23 protein-coding genes are annotated in these 25,389 nt (G+C 32.7%); 11 read left to right on the plus strand and 12 right to left on the minus strand.

Features of this window, described 5'->3' with window-relative positions; genetic code table 11:
• Nucleotide 1: 1 nt before the first annotated feature.
• The 3 genes from porG to FUA24_RS14835 form a co-directional block, all read right to left on the minus strand.
• Nucleotides 2–688, minus strand: coding sequence for a type IX secretion system protein PorG (gene porG, locus FUA24_RS14825; RefSeq protein WP_148543673.1), 687 nt, complete (start codon nucleotides 686–688; stop codon nucleotides 2–4).
• A 110-nt stretch (nucleotides 689–798) separates the two neighbouring features.
• On the minus strand, nucleotides 799–1,674 hold the full coding sequence (locus FUA24_RS14830) for an NAD kinase (RefSeq protein ID WP_148543675.1): 876 nt from the start codon (nucleotides 1,672–1,674) through the stop codon (nucleotides 799–801).
• Nucleotides 1,675–1,717: 43 nt separating this feature from the next.
• A complete protein-coding gene (locus tag FUA24_RS14835) occupies nucleotides 1,718–2,377 on the minus strand; it encodes a CBS domain-containing protein (protein WP_148543677.1) in 660 nt (219 codons plus the stop codon).
• Between the two features lie 212 nt (nucleotides 2,378–2,589).
• Here FUA24_RS14835 and FUA24_RS14840 point away from each other — a divergent pair, with 212 nt between their 5' ends.
• From FUA24_RS14840 to clpX, 6 genes are all read left to right on the plus strand, one after another.
• Nucleotides 2,590–3,303 carry a pyridoxine 5'-phosphate synthase gene (locus tag FUA24_RS14840; RefSeq protein WP_148543679.1) on the plus strand — a complete coding sequence of 238 codons (714 nt, stop codon included), beginning with the start codon at nucleotides 2,590–2,592 and terminating at the stop codon, nucleotides 3,301–3,303.
• A gap of 117 nt (nucleotides 3,304–3,420) precedes the next feature.
• Nucleotides 3,421–4,185, plus strand: a complete 765-nt coding sequence (locus FUA24_RS14845) for an alpha/beta fold hydrolase (protein WP_148543681.1) — start codon at nucleotides 3,421–3,423, stop codon at nucleotides 4,183–4,185.
• Between the two features lie 34 nt (nucleotides 4,186–4,219).
• Nucleotides 4,220–4,567 (plus strand): phage holin family protein, encoded by a 348-nt coding sequence (locus FUA24_RS14850; protein ID WP_148543683.1) that lies wholly within the window; start codon nucleotides 4,220–4,222, stop codon nucleotides 4,565–4,567.
• A gap of 209 nt (nucleotides 4,568–4,776) precedes the next feature.
• Nucleotides 4,777–6,105, plus strand: coding sequence for a trigger factor (tig, locus tag FUA24_RS14855; protein WP_148543685.1), 1,329 nt, complete (start codon nucleotides 4,777–4,779; stop codon nucleotides 6,103–6,105).
• A gap of 135 nt (nucleotides 6,106–6,240) precedes the next feature.
• Nucleotides 6,241–6,915, plus strand: a complete 675-nt coding sequence (gene clpP, locus FUA24_RS14860; RefSeq protein ID WP_148543687.1) for an ATP-dependent Clp endopeptidase proteolytic subunit ClpP — start codon at nucleotides 6,241–6,243, stop codon at nucleotides 6,913–6,915.
• Between the two features lie 73 nt (nucleotides 6,916–6,988).
• Nucleotides 6,989–8,221, plus strand: coding sequence for an ATP-dependent Clp protease ATP-binding subunit ClpX (gene clpX / locus FUA24_RS14865; RefSeq protein WP_148543689.1), 1,233 nt, complete (start codon nucleotides 6,989–6,991; stop codon nucleotides 8,219–8,221).
• Between the two features lie 234 nt (nucleotides 8,222–8,455).
• Here clpX and FUA24_RS14870 read toward each other — a convergent pair whose 3' ends face one another.
• Both FUA24_RS14870 and FUA24_RS14875 read right to left on the minus strand, forming a co-directional pair.
• Complete coding sequence (locus tag FUA24_RS14870; RefSeq protein ID WP_148543691.1) at nucleotides 8,456–10,069, minus strand: OmpA family protein; 1,614 nt, start codon at nucleotides 10,067–10,069, stop codon at nucleotides 8,456–8,458.
• A gap of 124 nt (nucleotides 10,070–10,193) precedes the next feature.
• A complete protein-coding gene (locus FUA24_RS14875) occupies nucleotides 10,194–11,708 on the minus strand; it encodes a GH3 auxin-responsive promoter family protein (RefSeq protein WP_148543693.1) in 1,515 nt (504 codons plus the stop codon).
• A 41-nt stretch (nucleotides 11,709–11,749) separates the two neighbouring features.
• On the opposite strand from FUA24_RS14875, the gene FUA24_RS14880 reads away from it, so the two are divergent.
• Nucleotides 11,750–12,544, plus strand: coding sequence for a DUF2797 domain-containing protein (locus FUA24_RS14880; RefSeq protein ID WP_148543695.1), 795 nt, complete (start codon nucleotides 11,750–11,752; stop codon nucleotides 12,542–12,544).
• Between the two features lie 68 nt (nucleotides 12,545–12,612).
• A complete protein-coding gene (locus FUA24_RS14885) occupies nucleotides 12,613–13,566 on the plus strand; it encodes a peptidoglycan DD-metalloendopeptidase family protein (RefSeq protein ID WP_148543697.1) in 954 nt (317 codons plus the stop codon).
• A gap of 60 nt (nucleotides 13,567–13,626) precedes the next feature.
• On the opposite strand, the gene rpsU is transcribed toward FUA24_RS14885, so the two are convergent.
• From rpsU to FUA24_RS14905, 4 genes are all read right to left on the minus strand, one after another.
• A complete protein-coding gene (rpsU, locus tag FUA24_RS14890) occupies nucleotides 13,627–13,821 on the minus strand; it encodes a 30S ribosomal protein S21 (protein ID WP_148543699.1) in 195 nt (64 codons plus the stop codon).
• A 135-nt stretch (nucleotides 13,822–13,956) separates the two neighbouring features.
• A complete protein-coding gene (locus FUA24_RS14895) occupies nucleotides 13,957–16,587 on the minus strand; it encodes an AsmA family protein (RefSeq protein WP_148543701.1) in 2,631 nt (876 codons plus the stop codon).
• Nucleotides 16,588–16,670: 83 nt separating this feature from the next.
• On the minus strand, nucleotides 16,671–17,375 hold the full coding sequence (locus FUA24_RS14900) for a queuosine precursor transporter (protein ID WP_148543703.1): 705 nt from the start codon (nucleotides 17,373–17,375) through the stop codon (nucleotides 16,671–16,673).
• 8 nt (nucleotides 17,376–17,383) lie between these two features.
• Nucleotides 17,384–18,787 (minus strand): AraC family transcriptional regulator, encoded by a 1,404-nt coding sequence (locus FUA24_RS14905; RefSeq protein ID WP_148543705.1) that lies wholly within the window; start codon nucleotides 18,785–18,787, stop codon nucleotides 17,384–17,386.
• Nucleotides 18,788–18,904: 117 nt separating this feature from the next.
• Between FUA24_RS14905 and folK the strand changes: the two genes are divergently transcribed.
• From folK to ppk1, 3 genes are all read left to right on the plus strand, one after another.
• A complete protein-coding gene (gene folK, locus FUA24_RS14910) occupies nucleotides 18,905–20,035 on the plus strand; it encodes a 2-amino-4-hydroxy-6-hydroxymethyldihydropteridine diphosphokinase (RefSeq protein WP_148543707.1) in 1,131 nt (376 codons plus the stop codon).
• A 126-nt stretch (nucleotides 20,036–20,161) separates the two neighbouring features.
• Nucleotides 20,162–21,802 carry a sulfatase family protein gene (locus FUA24_RS14915; RefSeq protein WP_148543709.1) on the plus strand — a complete coding sequence of 547 codons (1,641 nt, stop codon included), beginning with the start codon at nucleotides 20,162–20,164 and terminating at the stop codon, nucleotides 21,800–21,802.
• Between the two features lie 144 nt (nucleotides 21,803–21,946).
• Nucleotides 21,947–23,992 (plus strand): polyphosphate kinase 1, encoded by a 2,046-nt coding sequence (ppk1, locus tag FUA24_RS14920; RefSeq protein ID WP_148543711.1) that lies wholly within the window; start codon nucleotides 21,947–21,949, stop codon nucleotides 23,990–23,992.
• Between the two features lie 47 nt (nucleotides 23,993–24,039).
• Here ppk1 and FUA24_RS14925 read toward each other — a convergent pair whose 3' ends face one another.
• The 3 genes from FUA24_RS14925 to FUA24_RS14935 are packed head-to-tail and all read right to left on the minus strand — an operon-like array spanning nucleotide 24,040 to nucleotide 25,371.
• Nucleotides 24,040–24,408, minus strand: coding sequence for a nuclear transport factor 2 family protein (locus tag FUA24_RS14925; protein WP_148543713.1), 369 nt, complete (start codon nucleotides 24,406–24,408; stop codon nucleotides 24,040–24,042).
• 17 nt (nucleotides 24,409–24,425) lie between these two features.
• On the minus strand, nucleotides 24,426–25,169 hold the full coding sequence (locus tag FUA24_RS14930; RefSeq protein WP_148543715.1) for an SDR family NAD(P)-dependent oxidoreductase: 744 nt from the start codon (nucleotides 25,167–25,169) through the stop codon (nucleotides 24,426–24,428).
• A complete protein-coding gene (locus FUA24_RS14935; protein ID WP_148543717.1) occupies nucleotides 25,159–25,371 on the minus strand; it encodes a tautomerase family protein in 213 nt (70 codons plus the stop codon). The genes FUA24_RS14930 and FUA24_RS14935 overlap by 11 nt, the downstream gene beginning before the upstream one ends.
• Nucleotides 25,372–25,389: the final 18 nt, after the last annotated feature.

A 25,389-nucleotide genomic window follows, 5' to 3' on the forward strand; every position in this document is an offset into this window, starting at 1 on the left:
GTTAATTTACACAATAGCACGGGTTTTCTCCAAAGGTGTAGGTTAAAGTAATTCCAGAGAAAACGTACCAATCGTTATTATTTATATTTCCAAATCTAAGTGCTTGCCTGTTAGGATCGCTAGGTATACTGCCATCTAATTCATCAGAAAAGGTATATCGAGCACCTATTTCTATTCCAACAACAATTTTATCAATGAAAGAAGCTTTGTAACCTAATGTCATTGGGATACCTAAAGCCCAACTTGAAGTATTTTCTTGTGTTTGTCTACCACTCTGAAAGAAGTGGTTGTCATGCCTAGTAAAAGTTAAACCAGAATGCAAGTATGGTGTTCCTATTTTTCTTTCTGAGTGTAAATTAAACTCTCTGAAAGTAAGTTCCATACCCAAAGAAGCTTCTAATATATTAGTTGAGAATTCATATCCTCTTTGAATTCTTCTTGGGTCATCTGAGTTAACATCAATGCCTTCTAATTTGCTAAATATTATGGAAGCTCTATAAGAATGTCTTCTGCTCCTATTCCATTTATAAATGCCTCCAATAGCTAATTGATTAGGAGAAATGTAATTTGTAGCACCAACATCTCCAATAAAATTACTTCCGCCAACATAAACTCCAATTTCATTAATTTGAGAATGGCTTAAATGTAGGCTTAAAACACTAATTATTAATACTGTTAAATACTTCATAGAGGTTCAAAAGTTTGCAAATATAATAAATAAGATTAGCCAAATGTAATTTGAGCTAAATTGTATTAGTGTTAAACAAAAATTCTTGTAAATTATTGTGAAATAAGGGTCTAATTACGTTTATCTTCTCCCCAAAGTAACTTTTTGCGCAAGGTTATTAAAAAGCTCTCATCTAATAAATCTATCATCTTTATTTTAAAGTCGGCTTTCTTTATTTTAATTAGGGTGCCATTATCTAATGTAGCTATTCTAGAATCTAGTGAAACGAGATGTTGTTCTTCTCTACCGTAAACTTTAAGTTGAATTTCTGTAGTATCTGGAATCACCAAAGGTCTTGCGCTTAAATTATGAGGCGCAATTGGAGTGAGTACAAAACTATTGGTGTCTGGAGTTATTACAGGGCCACCACAACTAAGCGAATATCCTGTAGATCCTGTGGGTGTAGAGACAATAAGTCCATCACTCCAATAAGACGTTAAATACTCGTCATTTAAATGTGTTTCAATGGTAATCATTGAAGTGGTGTTTTTTCTGCTAATACCAACCTCGTTTAAAGCGAAGTTTATTGAAGAAATATCACTGTTTTCAGGGCTTGTTTCTACAGAAAGCAAGCTTCTTTCAGAAATTTTATACTTACCATCTATAATGTTTTGAATGGCTTGTTCAATAGCATCAACCTGTATGGTCGCTAAAAAGCCCAATCTACCCGTATTTAGACCAATAATGGGAATGTCTATGTCTTTTACATAAATTATTGACCTTAAAATAGTACCATCACCACCAACACTTACTAAAAAATCAAAAGACGTATCTAAAGTCTCAAAGGTTTTGTATTCTTTAAAAGTTGGAGATTCCTCTTTAATGATATTATAAAAACCTGTTTCTATATAGGCATCAATATCTTTTTTTAAAAGGTATTCCAAAAGGGTTTCAACAGATTCTGTTGTTGTTTTATTATAGAAACGTCCAAAAATGGCAACTTTCATTGGTTTAATAGTTTTAAGAGTAATGGTTTAATCAATTAAACACTTAAATGTTTAGGTACTTGTTTAAATAATCAGAACGTTCTTTTAAGTTTTTAATGTAGCTGTCTTCTTCATGACCAGCTACAATATTGTAGCTATAGCGTCTAAAGGTTTGAATAATATCATTTAGACCAGTGTTACCAATTTTTAAAGTTACCTGAGCTAAATCATTAGTCATTTTAGAAACAAAAGCTCCCAGTAATTTGCCGTTGTTAGATTCAACTATTTGGCTTATTTCGCTAAATGAATAATCGTTAATTCCTTTTTCAACTATTAGAACAGCTCCAGCATAATTAAAAAATGGAGACTCATTAAAAAGCCCAATAATATCGTTTAATTCATAGTAACCTAAATAATTGTTCTTTTCGTCTAAAACCGGCATAATGTTAGAAGAGTTTTGCGCAAAGGCCTCTAAAACATCTAACCAAAGGGTATTGTCCCTAACATAGAAAACTTCGGCGGCATAAAGGTATTCGCTAACAGGTTTGTTGGCATCAAAACAATGCACGTCTGTTTCAAAAAGTACCCCCATAAATACCCCATTAGAATCATTTACTGGAATGTGGGAATAGGTAAGTTGATTAAACAAAGACTGAAGGTCTGAAACCTTACTAGAACTATCAACAGGTTTAATATCGTTTATAATGTATTCTCGTAACTTCATACTGCTTGTAAATGCCTATGCAAAGTAATTAAAAAAATAGTACTTAAGCTTTTCTACTTTATATTTTTCTTCTATACTGAATTAAATTTTGGGTTTATGATGCAAATTTAAGACGAGCTCTATAAGCACTAATTAAATTACAAAGCTTTTCCTTTACGGTAATGAATTTTTAATGAAAAAATCATCTACTTTTGTGGCTTAAATTTTTATTTATGACAAAGTTAAGTGTAAACATTAATAAAATAGCTACTTTAAGAAATTCTAGAGGTGGTGATGTGCCCAATGTAGTACAATTTGCAAAGGATGTGCAGAGATTTGGTGGTGAAGGCGTTACCATTCACCCAAGACCAGATGAGCGACATATTCGTTACCAGGATGCTTTTGATTTAAAGCCAGAAGTTTACACGGAGTATAATATTGAAGGTAATCCTATACCTAAGTTTATTGATCTTGTCTTAAAAGTTAAACCTACTCAAGTTACTTTGGTTCCAGATGCCGAAGATGCTATAACAAGTAATGCTGGTTGGGATACTATAAAGCACAAGGATTTTTTAATTGATGTAATTAAAGAGTTTAAACAAAACAATATAAGAACGTCTATTTTCGTAGATCCAATTAAGAGTCAAATAGAAGGTGCTAAAGAGACAGGTACAGATAGAATTGAATTATATACCGAGGCATTTGCCCATGATTATGCCCTAGGGAATAAAGATGGAATAAAACCGTATGCCGAATGTGCCGACTTAGCAAACAAACTCGGTTTAGGAATTAATGCCGGACATGATTTGTCATTGGATAATATTCAGTTTTTTAAAGAAAATATCCCTGGGCTTTTAGAAGTATCCATTGGGCATGCATTAATAGCAGAAAGTTTGTATTTGGGAGTAGAAAATGTTATTCAAATGTATTTGAGAAAACTTAGTTAGTACGCAGTTACAGTATTCGGCAATTAGTTAATAGTGTCTGTTAAAAGTATTCGTAGATACAGTTTAATTTTAAAATAAATTATAGTAGCCCTCCTTTGGAGGGATTAAGGGAGGTTTATGACATTACATTCTAACATATTAGGCGAAGGAAAACCATTTGTAATTCTTCATGGTTTTTTAGGTATGAGTGATAATTGGAAAACTTTAGGAAGGCAATTTAGTGAACTAGGGTTTCAAGTGCATTTAGTAGATCAGCGTAATCATGGTCGTAGCTTTTGGAACGACGACTTTAGTTATGAAGTCCTTGCTGAAGATTTAAAAGTCTATTGTGAAACTCATGGTTTAGAAGATATCGTGCTTTTAGGACATTCAATGGGAGGTAAAACAGCCATGTTGTTCTCTTGTTTGTATCCCGAATTTGTGTCAAAATTATTAGTTGCAGATATTTCTCCAAGGTTTTATCCAGTTCACCACCAGTCAATATTAGAAGGTTTGAGTGCTTTAGATTTTTCTGAAATTAAAAGTAGAGGAGAAGCAGATAAAGTTTTGGGTAATTATGTGACCGATTTTGGTACACGTCAGTTTTTGCTTAAAAACTTATATTGGGTAGAGAAGGGGCAACTCGGATTAAGAGTTAACCTTGAAGTTTTAAAAAACGAAGTGTCAGAGATTGGCGAATCTCTTCCAGTACACTTAAATTTTGAAAAGAAAGCGCTATTTCTAAAAGGTGATAGGTCTGAGTATATTGGCTATGAGGATGAAAGACTTATATTGAACCAGTTTACCCAGGCGGAAATAGCCACTATTGCTAATTCGGGTCATTGGTTACATGCAGAAAACCCTAAGGATTTTTATAAGGCAGTTGTGGATTTTGTAAGTTGATATTTTGTAAATTACACTATCAAACTTTAGTCAAATGAAACTTTTATTAAAACTTTTAATAAACGCATTAGCTGTTTTTACCATTGCTCATTTTTTGGATGGCGCTAAAGTAGAAACATATGTTACTGCTATTATTGTGGCTGTAGTGCTTTCGGTTTTGAACTTGTTGGTTAAACCTGTTTTGGTAGTTTTAACCTTACCTATAACCATTGTAACTCTTGGATTGTTTCTCTTAGTTATAAACGCAATAATAATTTTGTTAGCGGATAAATTGATTGATGGATTTTATGTAAATGGCATATGGACTGCAATTCTTTTTAGCATACTGCTTTCTATCCTGCAATCTATATTGCATTCTCTATTAAAAGAAAAGAAAAAATAGCTTCAAAATCAAGCAATTAAAACTTTGTTGGGGTGCAAAAAATGTTATACTTTTGCATCCCGATTTTAGTCGCAAAAAACACGTTGATGGAAATCATCGAAGTTTCGATTAAAATTGTCATTCCCATGTAAATGGGAAGCTAAAATATTTTAGGTTCTAGAGCCTATTTAATTGTTAATTGCCTTTAAAGGTTTCATATCATTTAAAAAATGAATATTACAAGAGAAAACGTTGATGCATTAAATGCGGTAGTGAAAGTTGATATTGCTAAAGAAGATTATAGCGATAAAGTAGAAAAAATATTATCAGATTACCGTAAAACAGCTAACATTCCTGGTTTTAGAAAAGGTCATGTGCCAATGGGAATGGTTAAAAAGCAATACGGAAAAGCTGTATTAGTAGATGAAGTTAATAAATTACTTCAGGATGCATTAAACAAGTACTTAACAGAAGAGAAGCTGGACGTTTTAGGGCAGCCTTTACCAAAACCTCAAGATGACATAGATTGGGATGCTGACACATTCTCTTTTGAGTTTGAATTAGGTTTAGCTCCAGATTTTGACGTAAAATTAAAAGGTAAAAAAGCTATTACGCAATATAATATTGTTGCAGATGATAAAATGATTGATGAGCAAATTGAGCGTATTCAAAAACAATACGGAAAATTAGTCTCTCAAGAAGCTGTAGAAGAAGATAGTGAAGTTACTGGAGCTTTTAAAAATGAAGAAAAAGAGATTGATAATACTGTAACTCTAACTTTAGATAAGTTTAAGACTAAAACGAATCAAAAGAAATTTATTGGAGCTAAGGCAGGAGATGTTATCACTTTAAAAACCAAGGGACTTTATTCTGAAGCGTATGATTTAATGCATGCCTTAAAATTAGGAAAAGAGGAAGTTGATGGATTGGATATTGAAGTTACATTTACAGTTTCAGAAATTAACAAACGTGAACTAGCAGATTTAGATCAAGAGTTGTTTGATAAATTATTTGGAGAAGGAACTGTTAAAACAGTAACAGAATTAAAGGATAAGATTAAGGAAGATGCTGAAAAACAATTTGTTCAGCAAGCAGATCAAAAGCTTTTAAATGATGTAACGGAGTATTTGGTTGAAAGCACTAAGTTCGATTTACCATCGGAGTTTTTAACTAAATGGTTACAAACAGCTGGTGAAAAACAATTAGACGATGCAGAGGCTAAAGAAGAATATGAGAAGTCCGAAAAAAGCTTACGTTACCAACTAATTGAAGGTAAATTAATTGAGGAGAATGATATCAAGGTAACTTTAGATGATATTAAAGGTCATGCTAAAGAAATGATTAAAGGACAAATGGCTCAATTTGGTCAAATGAATCCTTCAGATGAGGAGTTAGATGGTATTGCCGCACGTGTATTATCAAACCAAGATGAAACAAGAAGAATTTCAGAACAATTAGTTAGTCAGAAATTATTAGAGGTTTACAAAGAAAAAGCAAACCTTAAGGTAAAAGAATTAAGTTACGAAAACTTTGTTAAAGAAGTGTACGGAGACAAATAACTAATGGAATAATTCATTATATTTAAACGCTTAAATCAAATAGATTTAAGCGTTTTTTATTAAAATGAATCACTCTGCAATCGCAGAAATAAATACTATCTTGATGCAAGTCAGGGTTTTAAAAAATAAATTACTATGGATTACGCAAAAGAGTTTGAAAAATTCGCCATAAAAGATCAAGGTATTAGTAGCACGTACTACAATAAAATAATGAGTAGTATGTATCCAACTAATCTAACACCAAACATTATTGAAGAGCGCCAGATGAATATTGCCATTTTTGATGTGTTTTCACGTTTAATGATGGATAGAATCATCTTTATGGGTACTGCTATTAACGATCAAGTAGCTAATATTATTCAAGCGCAGTTATTGTTTTTAGAAAGTACAGACCCAAGTAAAGACATTCAAATTTACATAAATTCACCGGGAGGAAGCGTTTATGCTGGTTTGGGTATCTATGATACCATGCAATTCATTAAGCCAGATGTGGCAACTATTTGTACGGGTATGGCAGCTTCAATGGGGGCAGTTCTTCTTTGTGCAGGAGAAAAAGGAAAACGTAGTGGATTACCTCATTCCAGAGTTATGATTCACCAACCTTTGGGTGGTGCGCAAGGGCAAGCAAGTGATATAGAAATTACGGCTAGAGAGATTTTAACTTTAAAAGAAGAGCTTTATAAAATCATTAGTAAGCACTCAGGGCAAGATTACGACAAAATCTATGAAGATAGTGATAGAGACTACTGGATGAAAGCCGATAAAGCCAAAGAATATGGCATGATAGACGAAATTTTATCTAGAGATTAAATAAAAATTTGTAATTTTAATTAATTGTTAACCAGAGATAAACAATTAATTTTCTCAAAACAGAAACTGATTAATGGCAAAAGAAGAGTTAGAATGTTCGTTTTGTGGTAGAAAAAAATCTGAAACGAACTTGTTAATAGCAGGTTTAGATGCTCATATATGTGACAGGTGTATTGAGCAGGCTTACGGTATTGTGTTGGAGGAATCTAAGCAGAACGAAAGCAGTGACTTATCCGCAGAGCTTAAACTACGCAAACCACAGCAGATAAAAGAATTCCTTGATGAATATATTATAGGACAGGACTTTACTAAAAAAGTAATGTCCGTGGCTGTTTATAATCATTACAAGCGCTTGTTACAACCACCGTCTCAAGACGATATTGAAATTCAGAAGAGTAATATCGTTATGGTAGGGCAAACAGGTACAGGTAAAACTTTAATGGCTAAAACCATTGCAAGAATGTTAAATGTGCCTTTAGCTATTGTTGATGCAACAGTGTTAACAGAGGCGGGGTATGTAGGTGAAGATGTTGAAAGTATCTTAACACGTTTATTACAAGCAGCTGATTATAATTTAGAAAAAGCGGAAAAGGGTATCGTTTTTATTGATGAAATAGATAAAATTGCTCGTAAGAGTGATAATCCTTCTATAACTAGAGACGTTTCGGGTGAAGGTGTACAACAGGCGTTATTAAAACTTTTAGAAGGTACTGTTGTTAACGTTCCACCAAAAGGAGGTAGAAAACACCCAGACCAAAAGTTTATTGAAGTAAATACAGAGAATATCTTGTTTATAGCAGGTGGTGCGTTTGATGGTATTGAACGTGTTATTACTAAGCGTTTAAATATGCAAGCTGTTGGATATAGTGCTTCTAAGTCTGATGATAAAATTGACCCTGATAACCTGTTACAGTATATTATTCCAAAGGATTTGAAGGACTTCGGATTAATTCCTGAGATTATAGGACGTTTACCAGTTCTTACGCATATGGATCCTTTAGATGCTAATACGTTAAGAGCAATTTTAACGGAGCCTAAAAATGCTATCATAAAGCAATACAAGAAGTTGTTTGCTATGGATGATATTGATTTTACCATTACTGATGGTGCCTTAGAATTTGTAGTTAACAAAGCTATTGAGTACAAGCTTGGAGCGAGAGGACTACGTTCGCTATGTGAAGAAATTTTAACCGATGCCATGTTTGAGTTACCAAGTTCTGATGAAAAGAAACTTAATGTAACCAAAACGTACGCAGAAGATAAGTTGACTAAAACAACATTGAAGAAACTAAAAGCTGTTTCTTAAAAAATAAATTTACAGACTAAAAAAAACCACGCTGTTAAAGCGTGGTTTTTTATTTATATGGATTGTCTTAATTAATAATAAACATTACGATTTATTTCTCATATTTTGTTTAATACTGCAGTAAAAGTAGACTTATTTATAACTGTAGCAAAGGGTTTTTATTGCTTTTAGATAAAACATCACATACTCTCGTTTAACCAACTTTTTAGAGTGTTTTTAATCGAATTACCACTATTAATCTAGAATAACAAATTCTATTCGTCTGTTAGTTTCGTGATCTTTATCAGAACAAGTTTTAGATTTGCAATCAACAAGTGGTTGCGTTTCACCAAATCCTTCAGATACTATTCTATTCTTATCAATTCCTGATTTGATAATATACTTTAAGGCAGATTCAGCACGCTTATTCGATAGTCTAAAGTTATAAGAATCATTACCTCTAATATCTGTATGCGCATTAATGGCTAATTTCATATTTGGGTTTTCATTTAATACTTTAATAACCTTATTTAATGAAATTGTAGATTCTTCTTTAATACTGTATTTAGCATAGTCAAAGTATATGTTTTCAAGTACAATTTGTAGCTTATCATTAACTTTTTCTATTACAGCAGCCTTAGTTTTTAAGTCAAAACTTTTATTGTATTCTGTCTCATACCCTTTATCGGCTATAAATTCGAAATTGCCATCTTCAAAACCATCTTTTTGGGTTTTAATTGTATATTCTTCAAAAGGAATTATCTTATTAAAGGTAAACATTCCGTTTTCATCAGTCTTCATTTTAGCAACTTCATTATTGTCTTCATCAATTAAAACTACTTGGGTATTTGGTAATTTTATTTTCGTTGTTAAATCTCTTATGGAGCCTTTTATAGATTGAGTTACTTCGCTATTAATGGCTCTATAAATATCATAACCACCTTTTCCTTGAGGTTTATTTGATGATATATAACCTTCATTTTTTGTGGTAAAGAAAAATGCCACCTCATCATAACTCGTGTTTAATGTGTTACCTAAATTCCTTGGTGCTTTATACGTGTCGTTATCTTTAATTTTACTCATAAAAACATCATATCCTCCTAGGTTTTGATGTCCTTTAGATGAAAAGTAAAGTGCTTTGCCATCAACCGAAAGCGAAGGGTATTTTTCATCTGATGTAGAATTCACACCATGGCCTAAGTTTTTTGGTTTACTTAAAGTGCCATCTTCATTTATGTCTGCAACAAATATGTCAAAACCTCCAATTGAACCTTCCATATCAGAGGCAAAATATAATTTTGTACCATCTTTACTTAAGTAAGGCGTTTCTATTGACGCATTAGGAGTGTTAATATTTACAAGTTCATTTTGAATCCAACTACCATGTGAGTTCTCTTTTAAAGTAGCTTTATAAAGATTATATTTTAAAGAGTTAGATTTAGCGCTTCTTGTGTAGTATACTACAGTTTGATCTGGAGAAAATGTTAATTGCCCTTCACTACCATTTGTGTTTAAAATTCTTGAGAATAATAAAGGGGCACTTAATTGGCCTTTTTCATCAACATCTAAACAAAATAAATTTTTGTAACCTTCTTTAGTATTTGGGTCTAATTTGGCTAATCCTCCAATTTTTTTTGAAGAAACTGAAATGAGTTTACCCTTAAAAAATCCAGATGCAAACTCAGAGTATTTAGTATTGGCTCCTGCATCTATTACTTCAAAATTAAACCCATTAGATTTAATTTCTACAGGGGTCTCAGTATACGTATTAGATGAAATATATTTTTTCGATGTATTTACAGCTATTGAGGTTTGAGCAATAGCAAAACTTGAAATTAAGAGTCCTATTAACAGTAACTTAGCTTTCATTTTTTAAGAGTATTAGATTAATTAGGACCATAAATATATAAGCAATCGAAAAAGGAGGCATAATTTATTAGACCAAAAACTATTAATTTCGTTAAGTGATTGGTTGGTAGTTTTTTAAGAAGGTCTAAGAGTTTAGCTTCAGTAGTTCGTCCATATAGTCTCTAGTGTTAGAGAGTCTGGGTACTTTATGTTGGCCGCCAAGTTTGTTATTTACTTTTAACCAATCATGAAATAACTGATTGCGAGCAACATTAATTTTAGGCTTATTAAGTGTAATGTTGTTATAGCGCTTAGCTTCATAATCGGAGTTAAGAGCTTTTAAAGCATTATCAAATAATTCATTGAAGTAATGAATGTCTTTTGGAGGTGTTTTGAATTCTATAAGCCATTCATGAGCACCTTTTTCTTTGCCCTCCATGAAGATAGGTGCTGCCGTAAAATCTACGATTTCCGCTTTTGTACGTTTACAAACCTTTTTTAAAGCTTGCTCTGCATTTTCTATAATAAGTTCTTCTCCAAACACATTTATATGATGTTTAGTTCTTCCACTTATTTTTATTCTATACGGATTTAGAGAAGTAAATCTAACTGTATCCCCAATCTTATAGCGCCATAATCCTGCATTAGTGGTTATTATAACAGCGTAATTAATGCCTAGTTTAACTTGACTTAAAGGGATTGCTTTTTCTTCTGAAGAAGCATAAATATCCATTGGAATAAACTCATAAAAAATACCATAATCTAACATTAACAGTAATTCGTTTGAGTTGTTTTGATCTTGAATAGCAAAGAAACCTTCAGAGGCATTATAAATCTCATAATATTTAAAATTCCTCTGTCTTAGTATTTTTTTATACTGATCTTTATAGGGCATAAAAGATACACCTCCATGGAAGTAAACCTCAAGATTAGGCCAAACATCAAATAAATCTTGTTTACCAGTAGTTTCTAAAACATTATTAAGTAAAACGAGCATCCAAGAGGGAACACCTGCTAAGCTTGTTACGTTTTCATTTATAGTTTCATCAACAATAGCTTGCATTTTGTATTCCCAATCACTCATTAGAGAAACCTTATTACTTGGAGTGCTGCTAAATTCTGCCCAAAAAGGCATATTATCTATAAGTATAGCAGATAAATCTCCAAAAATAGTTCCGTTTTCTTTATAAAGTTCTTTACTTCCGCCTAAGCGAAGACTTTTGCCATTAAATAATTGGGAGTCTTCATTGTTATTTAAATACATACAAAGCAAATCTTTGCCTGCGGCATAATGACAATCTTCTAAAGACTCTTCGCTAACAGGGATGAATTTACTTTTGGCCCTGGTAGTACCGCTAGATTTAGCAAACCATTTAATTTGTGTTGGCCAAAAAATATTAGATTCACCATGTCTTGAACGTTCAATAAGATCTTGCCAACCATCGTAGTTTTTTATAGGCACACGTTCGGCAAAAGTTTCATAGTTTTTAATGGAAGCAAAGTCGTATTGCTTGCCAAATTCAGTGTTTTTAGCAAAATCTATTAGATTAAGAAGTAATTCATTTTGAACTTCGTTTGGATATTTTAAAAACAATTCAATTTGATGAAAACGCTTTTTTAGAAACCAAGAAGCAATAGAATTTACTAAAGGAATTGGCATATTTATTCTATCTTTATTTTCTAAAAATAATATTTTTTTTCATGTTCTACCAAGGTGTTTTAACGAAAATGGAAACTGAGTATTCAAACCCTATTCAGTATTATTTAGTGTTTGAAAATGATTTCATTAACATTAACCAGTTGCTTAATAAAAACATAACAATGCAATTTGTTAAATATCAGTGTTTAAACTGTGGTTTAGATAAGCCAATTTACAGGCAAGGTTTTGATAAGCAATGTTTCTATGAGGTGCCACAAGCTGCAGATTGGGTAATGAGACCCGAATTAAGCAAAGCACACCTGGGAATAGAAGACCGCGATTTAGAATTTGAAAAGAAGGCGCAGTTGCAGCCTCATATTGTGTATTTGGCTAACTCTAGTAATGTAAAAGTAGGGGTAACCAGAAAAAGTCAGGTGCCTACAAGGTGGATAGATCAAGGCGCTCATGAGGCGATAGAAATTGTTGAGGTCCCGAACCGCTATTTAGCTGGTATTACCGAGGTGGCGTTAAAAGAGCATGTTGCAGATAAGACCAATTGGCGTAAAATGTTGAAAAATGAAATTGAAGATGAAAATTTGGTTGAATGGCGAGATAGAATTAAAGATTTTATTCCTGCCGAAGTCATGGATTATTTTATAGAACACAATACCGAAACCAATTTAGATTTTCCAGTGAGTCAATATCCTGAAAAGCCTAAAAGTTTAAATATAGTAAAGCAAGTGTCTTATTCGGGTAAATTAGTTGGTGTAAAAGGACAGTATCTCATCTTTGAAGATCAAACCGTTTTTAATGTTAGGGCAAATGAAGGCCTTGTTGTAAAGATTACCATAAACTAAAAGTGTATTTATTAATGTGTAAATTATTTTAGTATCATTGTAAATGTAATTGTACAAAAAATCAATGTATGCGTTTAATCTTTATTGCTCTACTTACAGCAACTTTTCATTTTTCGTTTTCTCAATCTAATCGTGCCCACGGCGTTTCTTATGAAAGAAATGATGATAAGTCGGTTACCTTTACCTATAATGGAGAAACCTCTGGAACAACCTACGTTGTTTTAAAATTTAAACAACTTACAAATTCAACAGCTCCAAATGAGATAAGAACTAATGTAAATGGGTTTAGTGGGATATTAACAACGCTGTACCCTACCAATAGCAAGGAGCATATTTCGTTTTCATATTCTTATAGACCAATAATGGGAGACATTAACGCTAAGCCCAATCATAACTTTAAATATGTGTTGCCTTTTAAGAATGGAAAAGAAGTTATGGTGAGACATCTTAGCTTTTTAGGCGAAAGAATGGGAGGTAAAAAGCCCAAGAATTGGGCGTCTTTCCAATTTTTGGTAAAACCAAATGATACGGTATGTGCAATAAGAAAGGGAGTTGTTGTTAATATTATTGATGGCAATGCTGCTAGTAATAAGGCAGAATATGGTTATAAAAACAAATCTAACTCTATGTTAGTTGAGCATGATGATGGAACTATTGCTAGTTATGGAGTGTTAAAAAAGAACAGCTTTATGGTAGAAGTTGGAGATATGGTTTACCCATCAACACCTTTGGCAATTGCAGGAACTTATGATAAAGCAGAAAATAGCCAATTAAGGCTATCTATTTTTTATCTGGACAAAGTAGTGAAAGACTATAATTTTGATAATAGAGTTAAGGAAACCTATGCAACAAGAACTAATCTGTATGCTTATGTAAACCCAATGTTTGTTATTAATTCGGATGGTTCGGGTTTTCAGAATTTAGAAAAGAACCAAGCTTACACAAGCTTTTATAATGAAGGTCTTATACAAGCTGAAATGACAAAAAGAGAGAAGAAAAAATACTTAAAAAGAAAGAAATAATTCAATAAAAAAGCCGCATTTATTAAAATGCGGCTTTTTTATTTTAGGTATTTAGATCAATTAAAATTCTTCTTGATCTCTTAATTTTTGAATATAAGCTGCTTTTTGAATTTCACGACGTCTTCTAACAGATGGCTTTGTGAAAAACTGTCCCTCTCTTAAATTCTGCATTACCTGTACATTACGGTGTTTTCTTTTGTAACGTTTTAAGGCACGTTCAATGTTTTCACCATCTTTGATAATAATTTTTATCATTTGCTTGTTTTGAGTGAATTCGTGTTTTTAGGTTTCTCCTAAAAAGCGTTTGCAAAACTTAAGCTTTTTATTAAGATAACCTAATAATATTAAGGATTTTTTTCAGCAAAAACAGAAAACGTTTAAGTTTCGAATCTATTCTGTTTCTTTTTTCTTCTTTTTTAACAGCCCTCCTAAAATGTTTTTTACACCTTCCTCTATGGTAGGAGTGGTGATTGAATCTTTTTTACGCTCTGTATCTTGAGTGACCGTGCTATCTGTAGTCTTGGTGTTTTTATTACCCAGTAGTCCTCCCAGAAGATCGGTAACTTTGTCCTTCCCTTTGTTCAGTAGTTTTTGCTTTTCTATTTCAATAAGTTGTTGCGTAAGGTTTGAAACTGCGGCTTTTAAATCTGTTTTTACCGCTGGAGAGGTGTAGCTTCCTCCAATATTGGCGGTAACGGGTATGGATAATTCTTTAACATCATTAGTGTTTATCTTCCCTATTAACTGGTTTACCTCGCTGCCTAAGTACTTAGCAGGAACATTGAATACGGCTTTGTAATCTATAGTCTTGTCAAATTTATGATTCCCAGAAACTGTTATTCCTATATCCTCATATTTAAGGTCAAAGGGCTTAACACTTACGCCTCCGTTTGCAAATTCCAATTTAGTCTTTACATCTTTTAAATCAATTTTATCCAAATCAATAAAATTAAGCTGATTTTCTAGAGCGTTAAACAATTCTCCTTTATTTGCATTTATTTTTGTAGTGAACAATTCTGCTAATGCCATACCAGAGATACTAGATAAATCGGGAGTGAATTCCTCATCTAAATTTCCCGCAAAATGTAGAGTTGAGTTTAATTTTCCTTGAAACAATTTCGCTATTGGGGCTAATTTTTGAAGTAGCTCCATATTCGTAAAGGATTGCGCTATGTCAAAACTGTCTATGCCTAAGTTTAAATCGAATGTTGGTGTTTTTTCTTTAGTAGAAACATTACCAATTACAGCAATAGAACCATTAAAGAGGTTCGATGTGACATCTTTAAACGTTGCTTTTTGATCTTGAATAACAAGAGTGCCTTTAAGGTTTTTAAGATCCAGATTATCATATACCACGGTTTTGGCATCGGCGTTAATTGTACAGTCTAAAAAGGCGGGAATTTTTAGTGATTCCTCATCAGGTGTGGTTTTGTTGTCTTCAGATACTTCTTGATCCTCAGTCATAAAATCACTCACTTTAAAAAGGTTTGAGTTTACATTAAAGTTACCTTTTAAAGTATTGTCACTTAATAAAAAGCCTAATAAGTTTTCAATTTTTCCAGTGGCATCTAAATCACTTTCACCTGTTTTAGCTTTAAAAGAATTGAGTAAAACAACATTAGGGTTAAATACCATATTGGCCTCAGAAATATGAATAGGATTTACAATGTCTTCTGATGAAAAAACGAAGTCAGAAATACTTGCCGAACCACTATTTTTAATGCGTTCATAAGCATTGGTTTCAATAGCATTCATGTCAAAATTGGTAGAGACTTTTGCCTCTAATAATCCGCTAAGCGTTTTATCCAAGTCAACCGGATATACTTTGGTAATATTGCCTAGATTAAGCTTACCATCAATATTGGCATTTACCAACATGTTTTCAGTAAGATTCTTTAAAGTAGCCGAAGACCTAAAAATATCTTCATCAATTTTAAAGTTCAACTTTTCAATATCTATATATGTGTCATCTGCATTTCCCGTTGTATTTTTAATGGAGGTGTTTATTGCAATTTGCTCAACACGCTTTGGTAAATTAGGGTATTTAAATGAGGCGTTATTTGATGATATATTAATATCTAAATTAGGAATAGTTTCGTCTGAACTAAGTCCCTTAATTTTTCCATTTATTTTGAAATCGCCAGTAGTCACAATATCATCCAAGTTTTCTGTATAAGCCTTTGGCATAACAGCTAAGAAGTTTTTAAAAGATGACTCTGGGTTTTCAAAAGTAATATCAATTAGCTGTCCGCTGTCTTTCTGTTGTACAGAACCATGAAACTCAAGCGGTAATTTATTTATAAAGCCCTTATTTTCTTTAAATGTATAAATGCTGTTATTTAAATCTAGACCAATATTGGCATCTAGTTTTAATGTGTTGTTTTCTAAATAGCTTGTACTATCCATGGCAAAACTAATATTGGCTTCACTCTTTGTGTTTAACTCCGAAGATTGAGCAGAAAAAACGCCATGACCTTCATGGTTTAGCTCCGATATATGAATGGCCATATTCGTGGCATCATCTAAATAAGTTAAGGCACTATTATTAATGCTGTAGTCTTCAATACTAAACGAAAAGCTGTTAGCTTCTTCATCTTGTGCTGGAATAGTTTCGCTCTCTTTTACAATATCGTAATTGGTGTTGCCAAACTTATCTGTTTTAAGTGTTAAAAGTGCTTCGTCTATTTTAAACATGTTTATTACTATGGGGTCCTCTTCGGCTTTTTTGAATAGCTCTTTTAATGGCATTGAGAAGTCTATGCTTTTAACCGTTGCTAGCGTTTCGTCCTTAAATGGTTCAAAATTGGTGATTACTAAATCATTAACCGAAACATGAGCTTGAGGGAAATCTTTAACAAAACTTAGACTAACATTGCTAAATTCTACTTTAGCATTAAGGTTTTGATTTATATAGTTTTTAACGATGTCGGCAATTTTTCCTTGGAAAGCAAATGGTAATACTACGAGTAGTAATAACAGAATTACTATTATAATTCCTGTAACCCTTAAAACTTTTTTCATAAGTGATGGTTTTGAATAAATATACGGAAGACAGAATGTTTTGGTTGCGTTTTACTAAAGATTTAATTAAAATTTAATCTGGTTTACATCAAATCTATCTCTTCATTTACCTTTAAATTAAAGCGTTTTCTAAAGAGGTGAACGCCTATATATAAAAAAGGCGTATCACAAGCTGCTACAAGAACTTTAAAAAGAAATCCGCTGATGACAAGGCCCCAAAATTTGTCCCATTCAATAATTGAAAACAGACATAAAAGTAGAATTACTGAAAACGTATCGACAAATTGCGATAACCATGTAGAGAAGTTATTTCTTAACCACAAGTGTTTGCCCTTGGTAAGTTGTTTCCAGAAATGATAAATTTGAATATCAACAAATTGGGCACTTAAATACGCCATCATACTGGCTAGTACCGCTAGAATAGAGTTTCCGAAAACAGTATCGAATAACTCATTATCAACTTTAGACCAAGAAGTGGCTGGTACAAGGCTAGAAGTGTAAACAATTAAAAGCGAAAACAGTGATGCAAAAATACCAGTAACAACTACTTGGTTGGCCTTCTTTTTACCATAAATTTCGCTTATAAGATCGGTGATTAAAAAGGTTATGGGATAGGGCAAGATACCAACCGAAATTTCAAAAAGCTTACTTCCAAAGATTTCAATATCTACAGGGTACCAATAAAAAAACTTTTGAAAAATAAGATTAGATACAACCAGTGAGGTTATAAAAAGCGCTGCTAAAAGCATGTAAATACGTTGGGCAGCAAGTTTGTCTTTTAATGTCATATATTAAATTATTTTTCAAGAATGTCTCTAAACTCATTAATAAACTTGAAAGTTTCAGTTTCTATTTTACTTTTAAGTATGTCCATTTGATTAAAGTTTGGGGTTTTAACAATGGTGTAGTCAATAATTGATAAACTATCATCTATTGAAGAGGCCAACGCGTATTTATTCCAGTCACTTCCGTTAAAAAGATTCCAATACTTTTTACGAACCCCTTTGTTTTGACCCGATAAACAAATTCTAAAGTTTAAGTTTTTATGATTAAAAATAAGCACAAATTTTAATTTTTGTTTTTTAAAATAACTTGTAGTTAATGAAAAGTATGAGAAATCCCTATTGCCTTTATAAATGTTTCCCAATTTAAAGTCTAAACCATGATTTTTTTCAAAGAAGTATCTAATCTCTTTCATAAAACTTATTAGTTCAAAGTAATCATATTGGGTCTGTTTTTGAGGTGTTAATTTTGTGCAATACGAATTTTCGCTTTTTTGTTTTGATTTATGGTCTTTTTCTATAGGAATAAAGATATTAATTATGTGCTTTTGCTCAGGGTGGTCTTTATAATCGTTAAGGTAGGTTTCAAAATAGTCCGCATCTCTAAATTGATATCCATTTTCCATTACCCAATTAGACATACTTTTCCATGCTTTGGAGAATTCTTTGCTATCAATTTCAAAATGCCCAATAGCATAATCCCCTTCGCTTATTGTAAGAGGTCTAATATCCCCTTCTGCTTTAAAATTTTCACGAATGGTAACACAGGCACTATACCTTACTTTTGATAGGTCTGTAACATGAGGATTATCATGATAAATAGTAATAGTTTTAAAATCTTCGTGTGCCAGTATTTTGTTTCTATGCCCCCATTCAAATAGTTTTTGAAACTTAGAGGTTATTTCATTGAAGTTGCCAATTCCTGTAATTGCTGCAAGTTTTAAGTCTTCAATTTGTGTAACAGCTATTTGTGCATTCATTTTAGTCCAATGTCTTAAATTATTAATGTCACAAATGTATTTTTCGGTATTAAAAGGGGCTATACCAATCTTGCTAAGTTTAGATTTTCCTTCAGATTTGAAATTTGTAGGTGTTATGCCATAGTATTTTTTAAATGCTCGAGAAAAGGTGTTTTCGCTATTAAAACCATAGGTGTAGCTTAGGGTTTTCATTGTTATTTTAGAGTCAACGAGTAAAATAGCTGCTACACGCTCTAAACGCTTGCGGTTTATATATTCGGTTAAGTTTTCGTTGGTAATAGTCGAGAATAGACGGTGAAAGTGGAAAGGAGAATAATGGGCCTTCTGAGCAAGTATCTCTAAAGATAAATGAGAATCAAGGTTTTTTTCTATAAAATCAAGAACATTATTTATACGTTTAATGTGTTCCAGGACTATATTTTTTGTGTTGCTAGGCATTTTTATTAGCGCTATTAGCTGTTGGGTTTAAGGCGTGAAATTTTTATGCTCATTGTGAATAAATACCTTTTGTAAATATAAAAGAAACCATTTACTTTTTCTTAATTTGCCTTTTCTATGACGCAACCAACTACATTTCATATTGCATTAGGAAGTAATAAAGGAGATAAGTTAAAACATCTTCAGGAAGCGGTGGATACCATGCATCTTGAAATAGGTAATATTAAATTAATTTCTAAAGTTTACAAGTCGCCTGCCTTTGGTTTTGAAAGTGATGATTTCTTAAATGCTTGTTTGGTTTTGGAAAGTTATATGGAGCCACAGGAAGTGTTGTCTAAATTATTGTCTATTGAAACCAAAATGGGGCGTAAGCGATCTGAAGGTGAAGGTTATCAGGCTCGGGAAATTGATTTGGATATTATTTTAGCTGAAGACCAAATTATTGATACTGATACCTTGCAAGTTCCGCATCCAGAAATGGCAAAGAGACGCTTTGTTTTACAACCTCTTAACGATGTTGCGTCTAAAATTGAACATCCGGAATTGAATGAAAATATTGCCACTTTATTAGAAGCGTGTGAAGATGAATCTGTTTTAGAACCTATTAAAATATGGTTGAAAAACCCTAGGAAATCCTATGATTTTTCAAAATACAATTATATAGCTATTGAAGGTAATATAGGAGCGGGGAAAACAAGTTTGGCAACTATGATGTCACAAGATTTTAATGCCAAATTAATCTTAGAACGTTTTGCCGATAATGCCTTTTTACCGAAGTTCTACGAGGATGCGAATAGATATGCTTTTCCTTTAGAAATGTCCTTTTTGGCAGATAGATACCAGCAAATTAGTGACGACTTATCGCAATTAGACTTGTTTAAAGATTTTATTGTAAGTGATTATGATGTGTTTAAGTCGCTTATTTTTTCGAAAATCACGTTACAAGAAGATGAATTTAAGCTTTACAGAAAGCTATTTTATCTCATGTATAAAGATATTGCAAAACCAGAATTGTACGTCTACTTATATCAAAATACGGAGCGCCTCCAGCAAAATATTAAAAAGCGCGGACGCGACTACGAGCAGAATATTGAAAACGAGTATTTAGAAAAAATAAACGAAGGGTACCTGGAGTTTTTAAAAACCCAACCCGACTTCAATATTAAAATAATAGATATTTCAGATAAGGACTTTGTGAACCAAAGAACGGATTATTTATGGGTGCTTAACGAAATTTGCGGAGAATAAGCTGGATTACAATCTTCATGAAATTAACTACTAAATAACTATATAAAGGTTATAGTTGTTAAATTTTAAGTGTTTTCAAAACAATTAATGCTTACATTTAACGGTACTAACAACTAAACTATATTCATGAAACTAAAAGCACTATTACTTTTAAGTACTACACTGTTGTTTTTTGTGTCTTGTAAAGAAGAAGAAAAGACACCACCACAACCAGAACAACCCAACATAATTTATATAATGTCCGATGACCATACTACCCAAGGTATCGGGGCATATGGTAGTAGATTGGCCAGTTTAAATCCAACGCCTAACATCGATAGATTAGCTCAAGAAGGTGTTTTAATGGAAAATGTGTTCTGTACAAATTCAATATGTACGCCATCTAGAGCAAGTATTTTAACAGGGCAGTACGGTCAGGTTAATGGTGTGGTAGATTTAAGTGGAAGATTAGCTAAAGAAAATCAATACTTACCAATCGAAATGGGGAAATTAGGTTATGAAACTGCTATGATTGGTAAATGGCATTTAAAACATGCACCTGATGCTTTTGATTATTATAATGTCCTACCTGGGCAAGGCGATTATTTTAATCCAACATTATATGCTAAAGACGGCGGCGAGCCAAAAGAAATCCGTTTTGAGGAGGATTTAGTTAGAACCGTAAATGCTACGAAATACGAAGGACATTCTACAGATGTTATTGCAGATATTGCTTTAGATTGGTTAAAGAATAAAAGGGATAAAAATAAGCCGTTTTTCTTAATGCAACACTTTAAGGCGCCACACGACTTTTTTGAGTTTGCACCGAGGTACAAAGATTATTTAGAAGAGACTAATATTCCAGAGCCAGAAAGTTTATGGGACAATAAAAACAATGGGTCTATTGGAACAAGAGGAGTAAATAATACGCTTACCGATACTATTGGATCGTCAATTGGTCATAGAAATGTTATTAGAAATATGGGAATGCATATGGAAATAGACCCAAGCATACCAGATCCAGAATATAAGAGATTGGCTTACCAGGAATATTTAAGGCGTTATTTACGTTGTGTTAAAGGAGTAGATGATAACGTAAAGCGCCTATTCGATTATTTAGAAGCTGAGGGGTTAATGGATAATACTATTATTATTTACACGGGAGATCAAGGGTTTATGTTAGGCGAACATGATTATATTGATAAACGTTGGATGTATGAGGAGTCTATGCGTATGCCATTTTTGGTAAGATATCCTAAAACTATAAAAGCAGGAAGTAAAGTTGACGCTATAGTTAATAACACAGATTTTGCACCAACGATTATTAATATGGGTGGAGGTGAAACACCAGATTATATGCAGGGTAGTAGTTTTAAAGATATTATAGAAACAGGAAATGAACCTGAAGATTGGAAAAAAGAGACCTATTATCGTTACTGGATGCATATGGCTCACAAACACAACAATCCGGCACATTTTGGTATAAGAACTAAAGATTATAAACTTATATTTTTCTACGGAAGAGATTATAATTCCGAAAGAAATACCGAAGCTCAAGAATGGGCTCATAATCCAGCATCAATGTCATTTTTTGATACACCGCCAGCTTGGGAGTTTTATGACTTAAGAAATGACCCCAAAGAAATGGATAACAAATATGGTGATGCAAAGTATGCCGATGTGATAAAAGACTTAAAGAACAGACTTGAAAACCTTAGAGCTGAGGTTAAGGAGGATGACACAAAATACCCTCAAATAGCTGAAGTTGTAAAGGAATATTGGGATTAAGTTTTTGTTTTTTTTAAAGCCTTAAAAACCCTAAAGTATAGCTTTAGGGTTTTTTGATTTATAAAATTAAATGAATACGAATCAATTAATTAAAAATAATAAACGCTTAACTTTTAGTAAACAAATCAACCATATCTTGGCTTTATGCAGAATAAGTATATAGATAGGGATTTAAGTTGGTTGTCATTTAATGAGCGTGTTTTACAAGAAGCAGAGAATAAATCATTACCACTTTATGAGCGACTCAATTTTTTAGCCATTTTTTCTTCTAATTTAGATGAGTTTTATAGGGTTAGAGTTTCAGAACTAAGACACTTTAAAAGATTGCAGAAAGACGCCGCAAAAAAACTTACGGAAAAACCTAAGCAATTGGTTAGAGATGTTCAGGAAAAGGTAATGGGGCTTCAAGAACGTTTTGGAACGGCATTCGAAAAAGATATAATTCCTAATTTAAAAAAAGAGGATATTTATTTAATTGAGCATGAGGAGTATTCTGAAATTCAACGGGAATTTGTTTTTAAATATTTTGAAAACGAAGTTAAATCGCATATTAGTATTTATGATTTAAACACAGACTTTGAACAGGTTTTACTAAAAGATAAAGGATTGTTTTTGTTTCTAGATATAGATAAAGATGTGCTTATAACTATACCAGCAGATAAACTTCCTAGGTTTTTGGTTTTACCTTCAAATGACAGTTCTTTTTATGTTACGTATTTAGATGAAGTGGTTAGAGCTAACCTGAAATTTTTGAATAAAATTTTTGAAGACGTTGCCTCCTACTGTGTTAAAATAACTAGAGATGCCGAATTATACTTTGATGAGTTTGAAGGAGAGTTGGTTGAAACTATAAAGCAAAGTCTAGATCAAAGAGATACTGGTATACCAACACGAATGTTATATGATAAAAAAATGCCTAAAGAACTGGTGCGTCGTTTACACAAGCAATTAGCGCTTAACAAAACAGATTTAATGCCAGGTGGGAGGTATCATAATTTTAGTGACTTTTTTGGTTTTCCAAAACCTCTAAATAGTAGTACCTTATGTTATCCTAAACAAGAATCTTACGCGCACCCAGATTTGGAATATCAATCCTCTTTGATTAAATACCTAAAAGAAAATGACGCACTTTTAAGTTTTCCATATCAGAAGTTTGATTATATACCACGATTAATAATTGAAGCTGCAGAATCCTCAGAAATTCACGCTATAAATATTACGCTTTATAGGGTATCCAAAGATTCTGTTGTGGCTAATGCTCTATTAAAGTGTTTGGAACAGGGAAAAAAGGTAACCGTATTTATTGAGGCGAAAGCTAGATTCGATGAAAAGAATAATATTTATTGGGGCGAAAAGCTAAAAAGCAAGGGTGCTACCGTGCTATACAGTATGCCGAAACTAAAGGTGCATTCTAAAATATTGTTATTAGAAGGAAATGATTTTGATTTGGCTTATGTTGGAACTGGTAACTTTAACGAAAAAACAGCAAGACTATATACAGATTTTGTATTATTAACTACAAGTAGGCCAATTGCCTCAGATTTAAAACAGGTTTTTCAGTTTTTACATCAGCCAGAAGGATTTAAACCAAGAATACATACGGTATGGATGTCTCCTTTTACAACAAGAACGTCCTTATATAGTAAAATAAATAGGGAGATAAAGTTCGCAAAAGCTAATAAGCCAGCGTCCATTATATTAAAAATGAACAGCCTTGAGGATGAGGGGGTTATTGATAAATTATATGAGGCATCACAAGCTGGTGTAAAAATAAGATTAATAGTCCGAGGAATCTTTAGATTATTACCTGGTATAAAGGGGTTAAGTGAAAACATAACTGCAGTAAGTATTGTTGGAAGGTATTTAGAACATTCTCGAATTTATTGTTTCGGAAATGGTGGACAGGAGGAAGTTTATATAGCATCTGCTGACTGCATGACTAGAAATTTAGATAAACGAGTTGAGGTTTGTGTTCCAGTGCTAGAACCTAGGTTAAAAGCAATTTTAAAAAAGTGTATTGATTTGCAGTGGGAAGATAATGTTAAAGCTAGATTGCTTGATGCCCAACAGACAAATACCTACAGCAAAACTGAAGGCCATTTAATTAATTCGCAAAAGGCGTATTTCGATTTTTTTAAAAATAAAACTGTAGAGAAAAATCCAAGAGTAATAGATATGTTTAGGTTATAAAACCAGAGGAATTAATCTGTTTTAGGTATTAATTCCTCTGAGGTCTTTTACGCAACATGCGTAAAAATCTTTCCAACAATTACCCATTTATCATCTATTTTATTTAGAGATAAGTAATCGTAGTAATTGTAACCTAGCATAGGAACATGGAGTTTAGCCATGGCTATGTCGCCCATAATATCTAAGCCTATTATTTTCATTTTAAAGGTTTCATTTAGGTCTTTTGGACTTTGCCTGCTTTTAACCCCTTCTAAATAATCAGTTTTACTTTTTAAGTAGGTCGCTCCGTTAATATCACCAAACAAAACAACGCTAGAGTGAAAGCAATCATTAAGTTTGTGTACGTCACCATTAAAAATACCTTCAAAGTAATTAGAAATAGTTGTTTCTATGTCTTTTATATGTTCTTGATACATGTTCTTTGTGTTTAAAATTAAATAGCGTGACCTACGGTGTGTCCTCCAGCAACGTTTATGGTTTCACCTGTAATAAAATCTGCAGAAGCTAAGTAATAAGCAGCTTCAGCCACCTCATTAGCTTCTCCAATTCGGTCTAAAAGGTGCAGTCCAGCTAAACTATCGGCATCTTCAACACCAATTTTCCCCTGTAATGGACTTCTAATAATTCCTGGTGAGATGGTATTTACTCTAATGTTGCTTTTACCATATTCTGCAGCTAACTGTCGTGTAAAGGCATGTATGGCACCTTTGCTTGTTATTGGCGCGGTGGCAGGAAATCCAGCAATAGCATGATCTACTAGTACAGTACCTATATTTGTAATAGCACCTTTTCCTTGTTTAAGCATTTGCGGAATAACAGCTTGAGATGCATAAAAAGTACCTTTAAGGTTTACATTCCAATACAAGTCTAAATCATTTTCATTAACCTCTAAAAAAGGCTTTGGCGAAAAAACACCAGCATTATTAATTAAGATATCAATACAGCCAAAAGTGTCTAATGCTAATTGAGCTAACTTTTGGGAGGTTTCTTTTTCTGCGATATCTCCAGCCAAATAAATAGCATTTGATGGTTGTCCTAAGGCTTTATAGGCAGCTTCAAGATTGCTTAAGGAAGCGCTATTCATTACCACATTAATGTCTCTTTCAATAAAATGTTTTGCAATGGCTTTTCCTATACCAGAAGATGCACCGGTAATAATGGCAGTTTTAGTTCTCATTTTTGTTTGTTTTTAAAGTTGATGAATAAATTTGGCTGTTAAACCCCCAGTTGTCTATAGGCACTTCGTCTATAACTATATGAGTGGTTTTAGGATCTTTGTTAAGCACATTAACCAATAATTGAGTTACGCCCTCAACCAATTTTTGTTTTTGCGTTTTAGTTACCTGTTCGTCGGTAACTTTAATGTTTACATAAGGCATGATATTTTTATTTAAAAT

The organism is Seonamhaeicola marinus, from assembly GCF_008085455.1.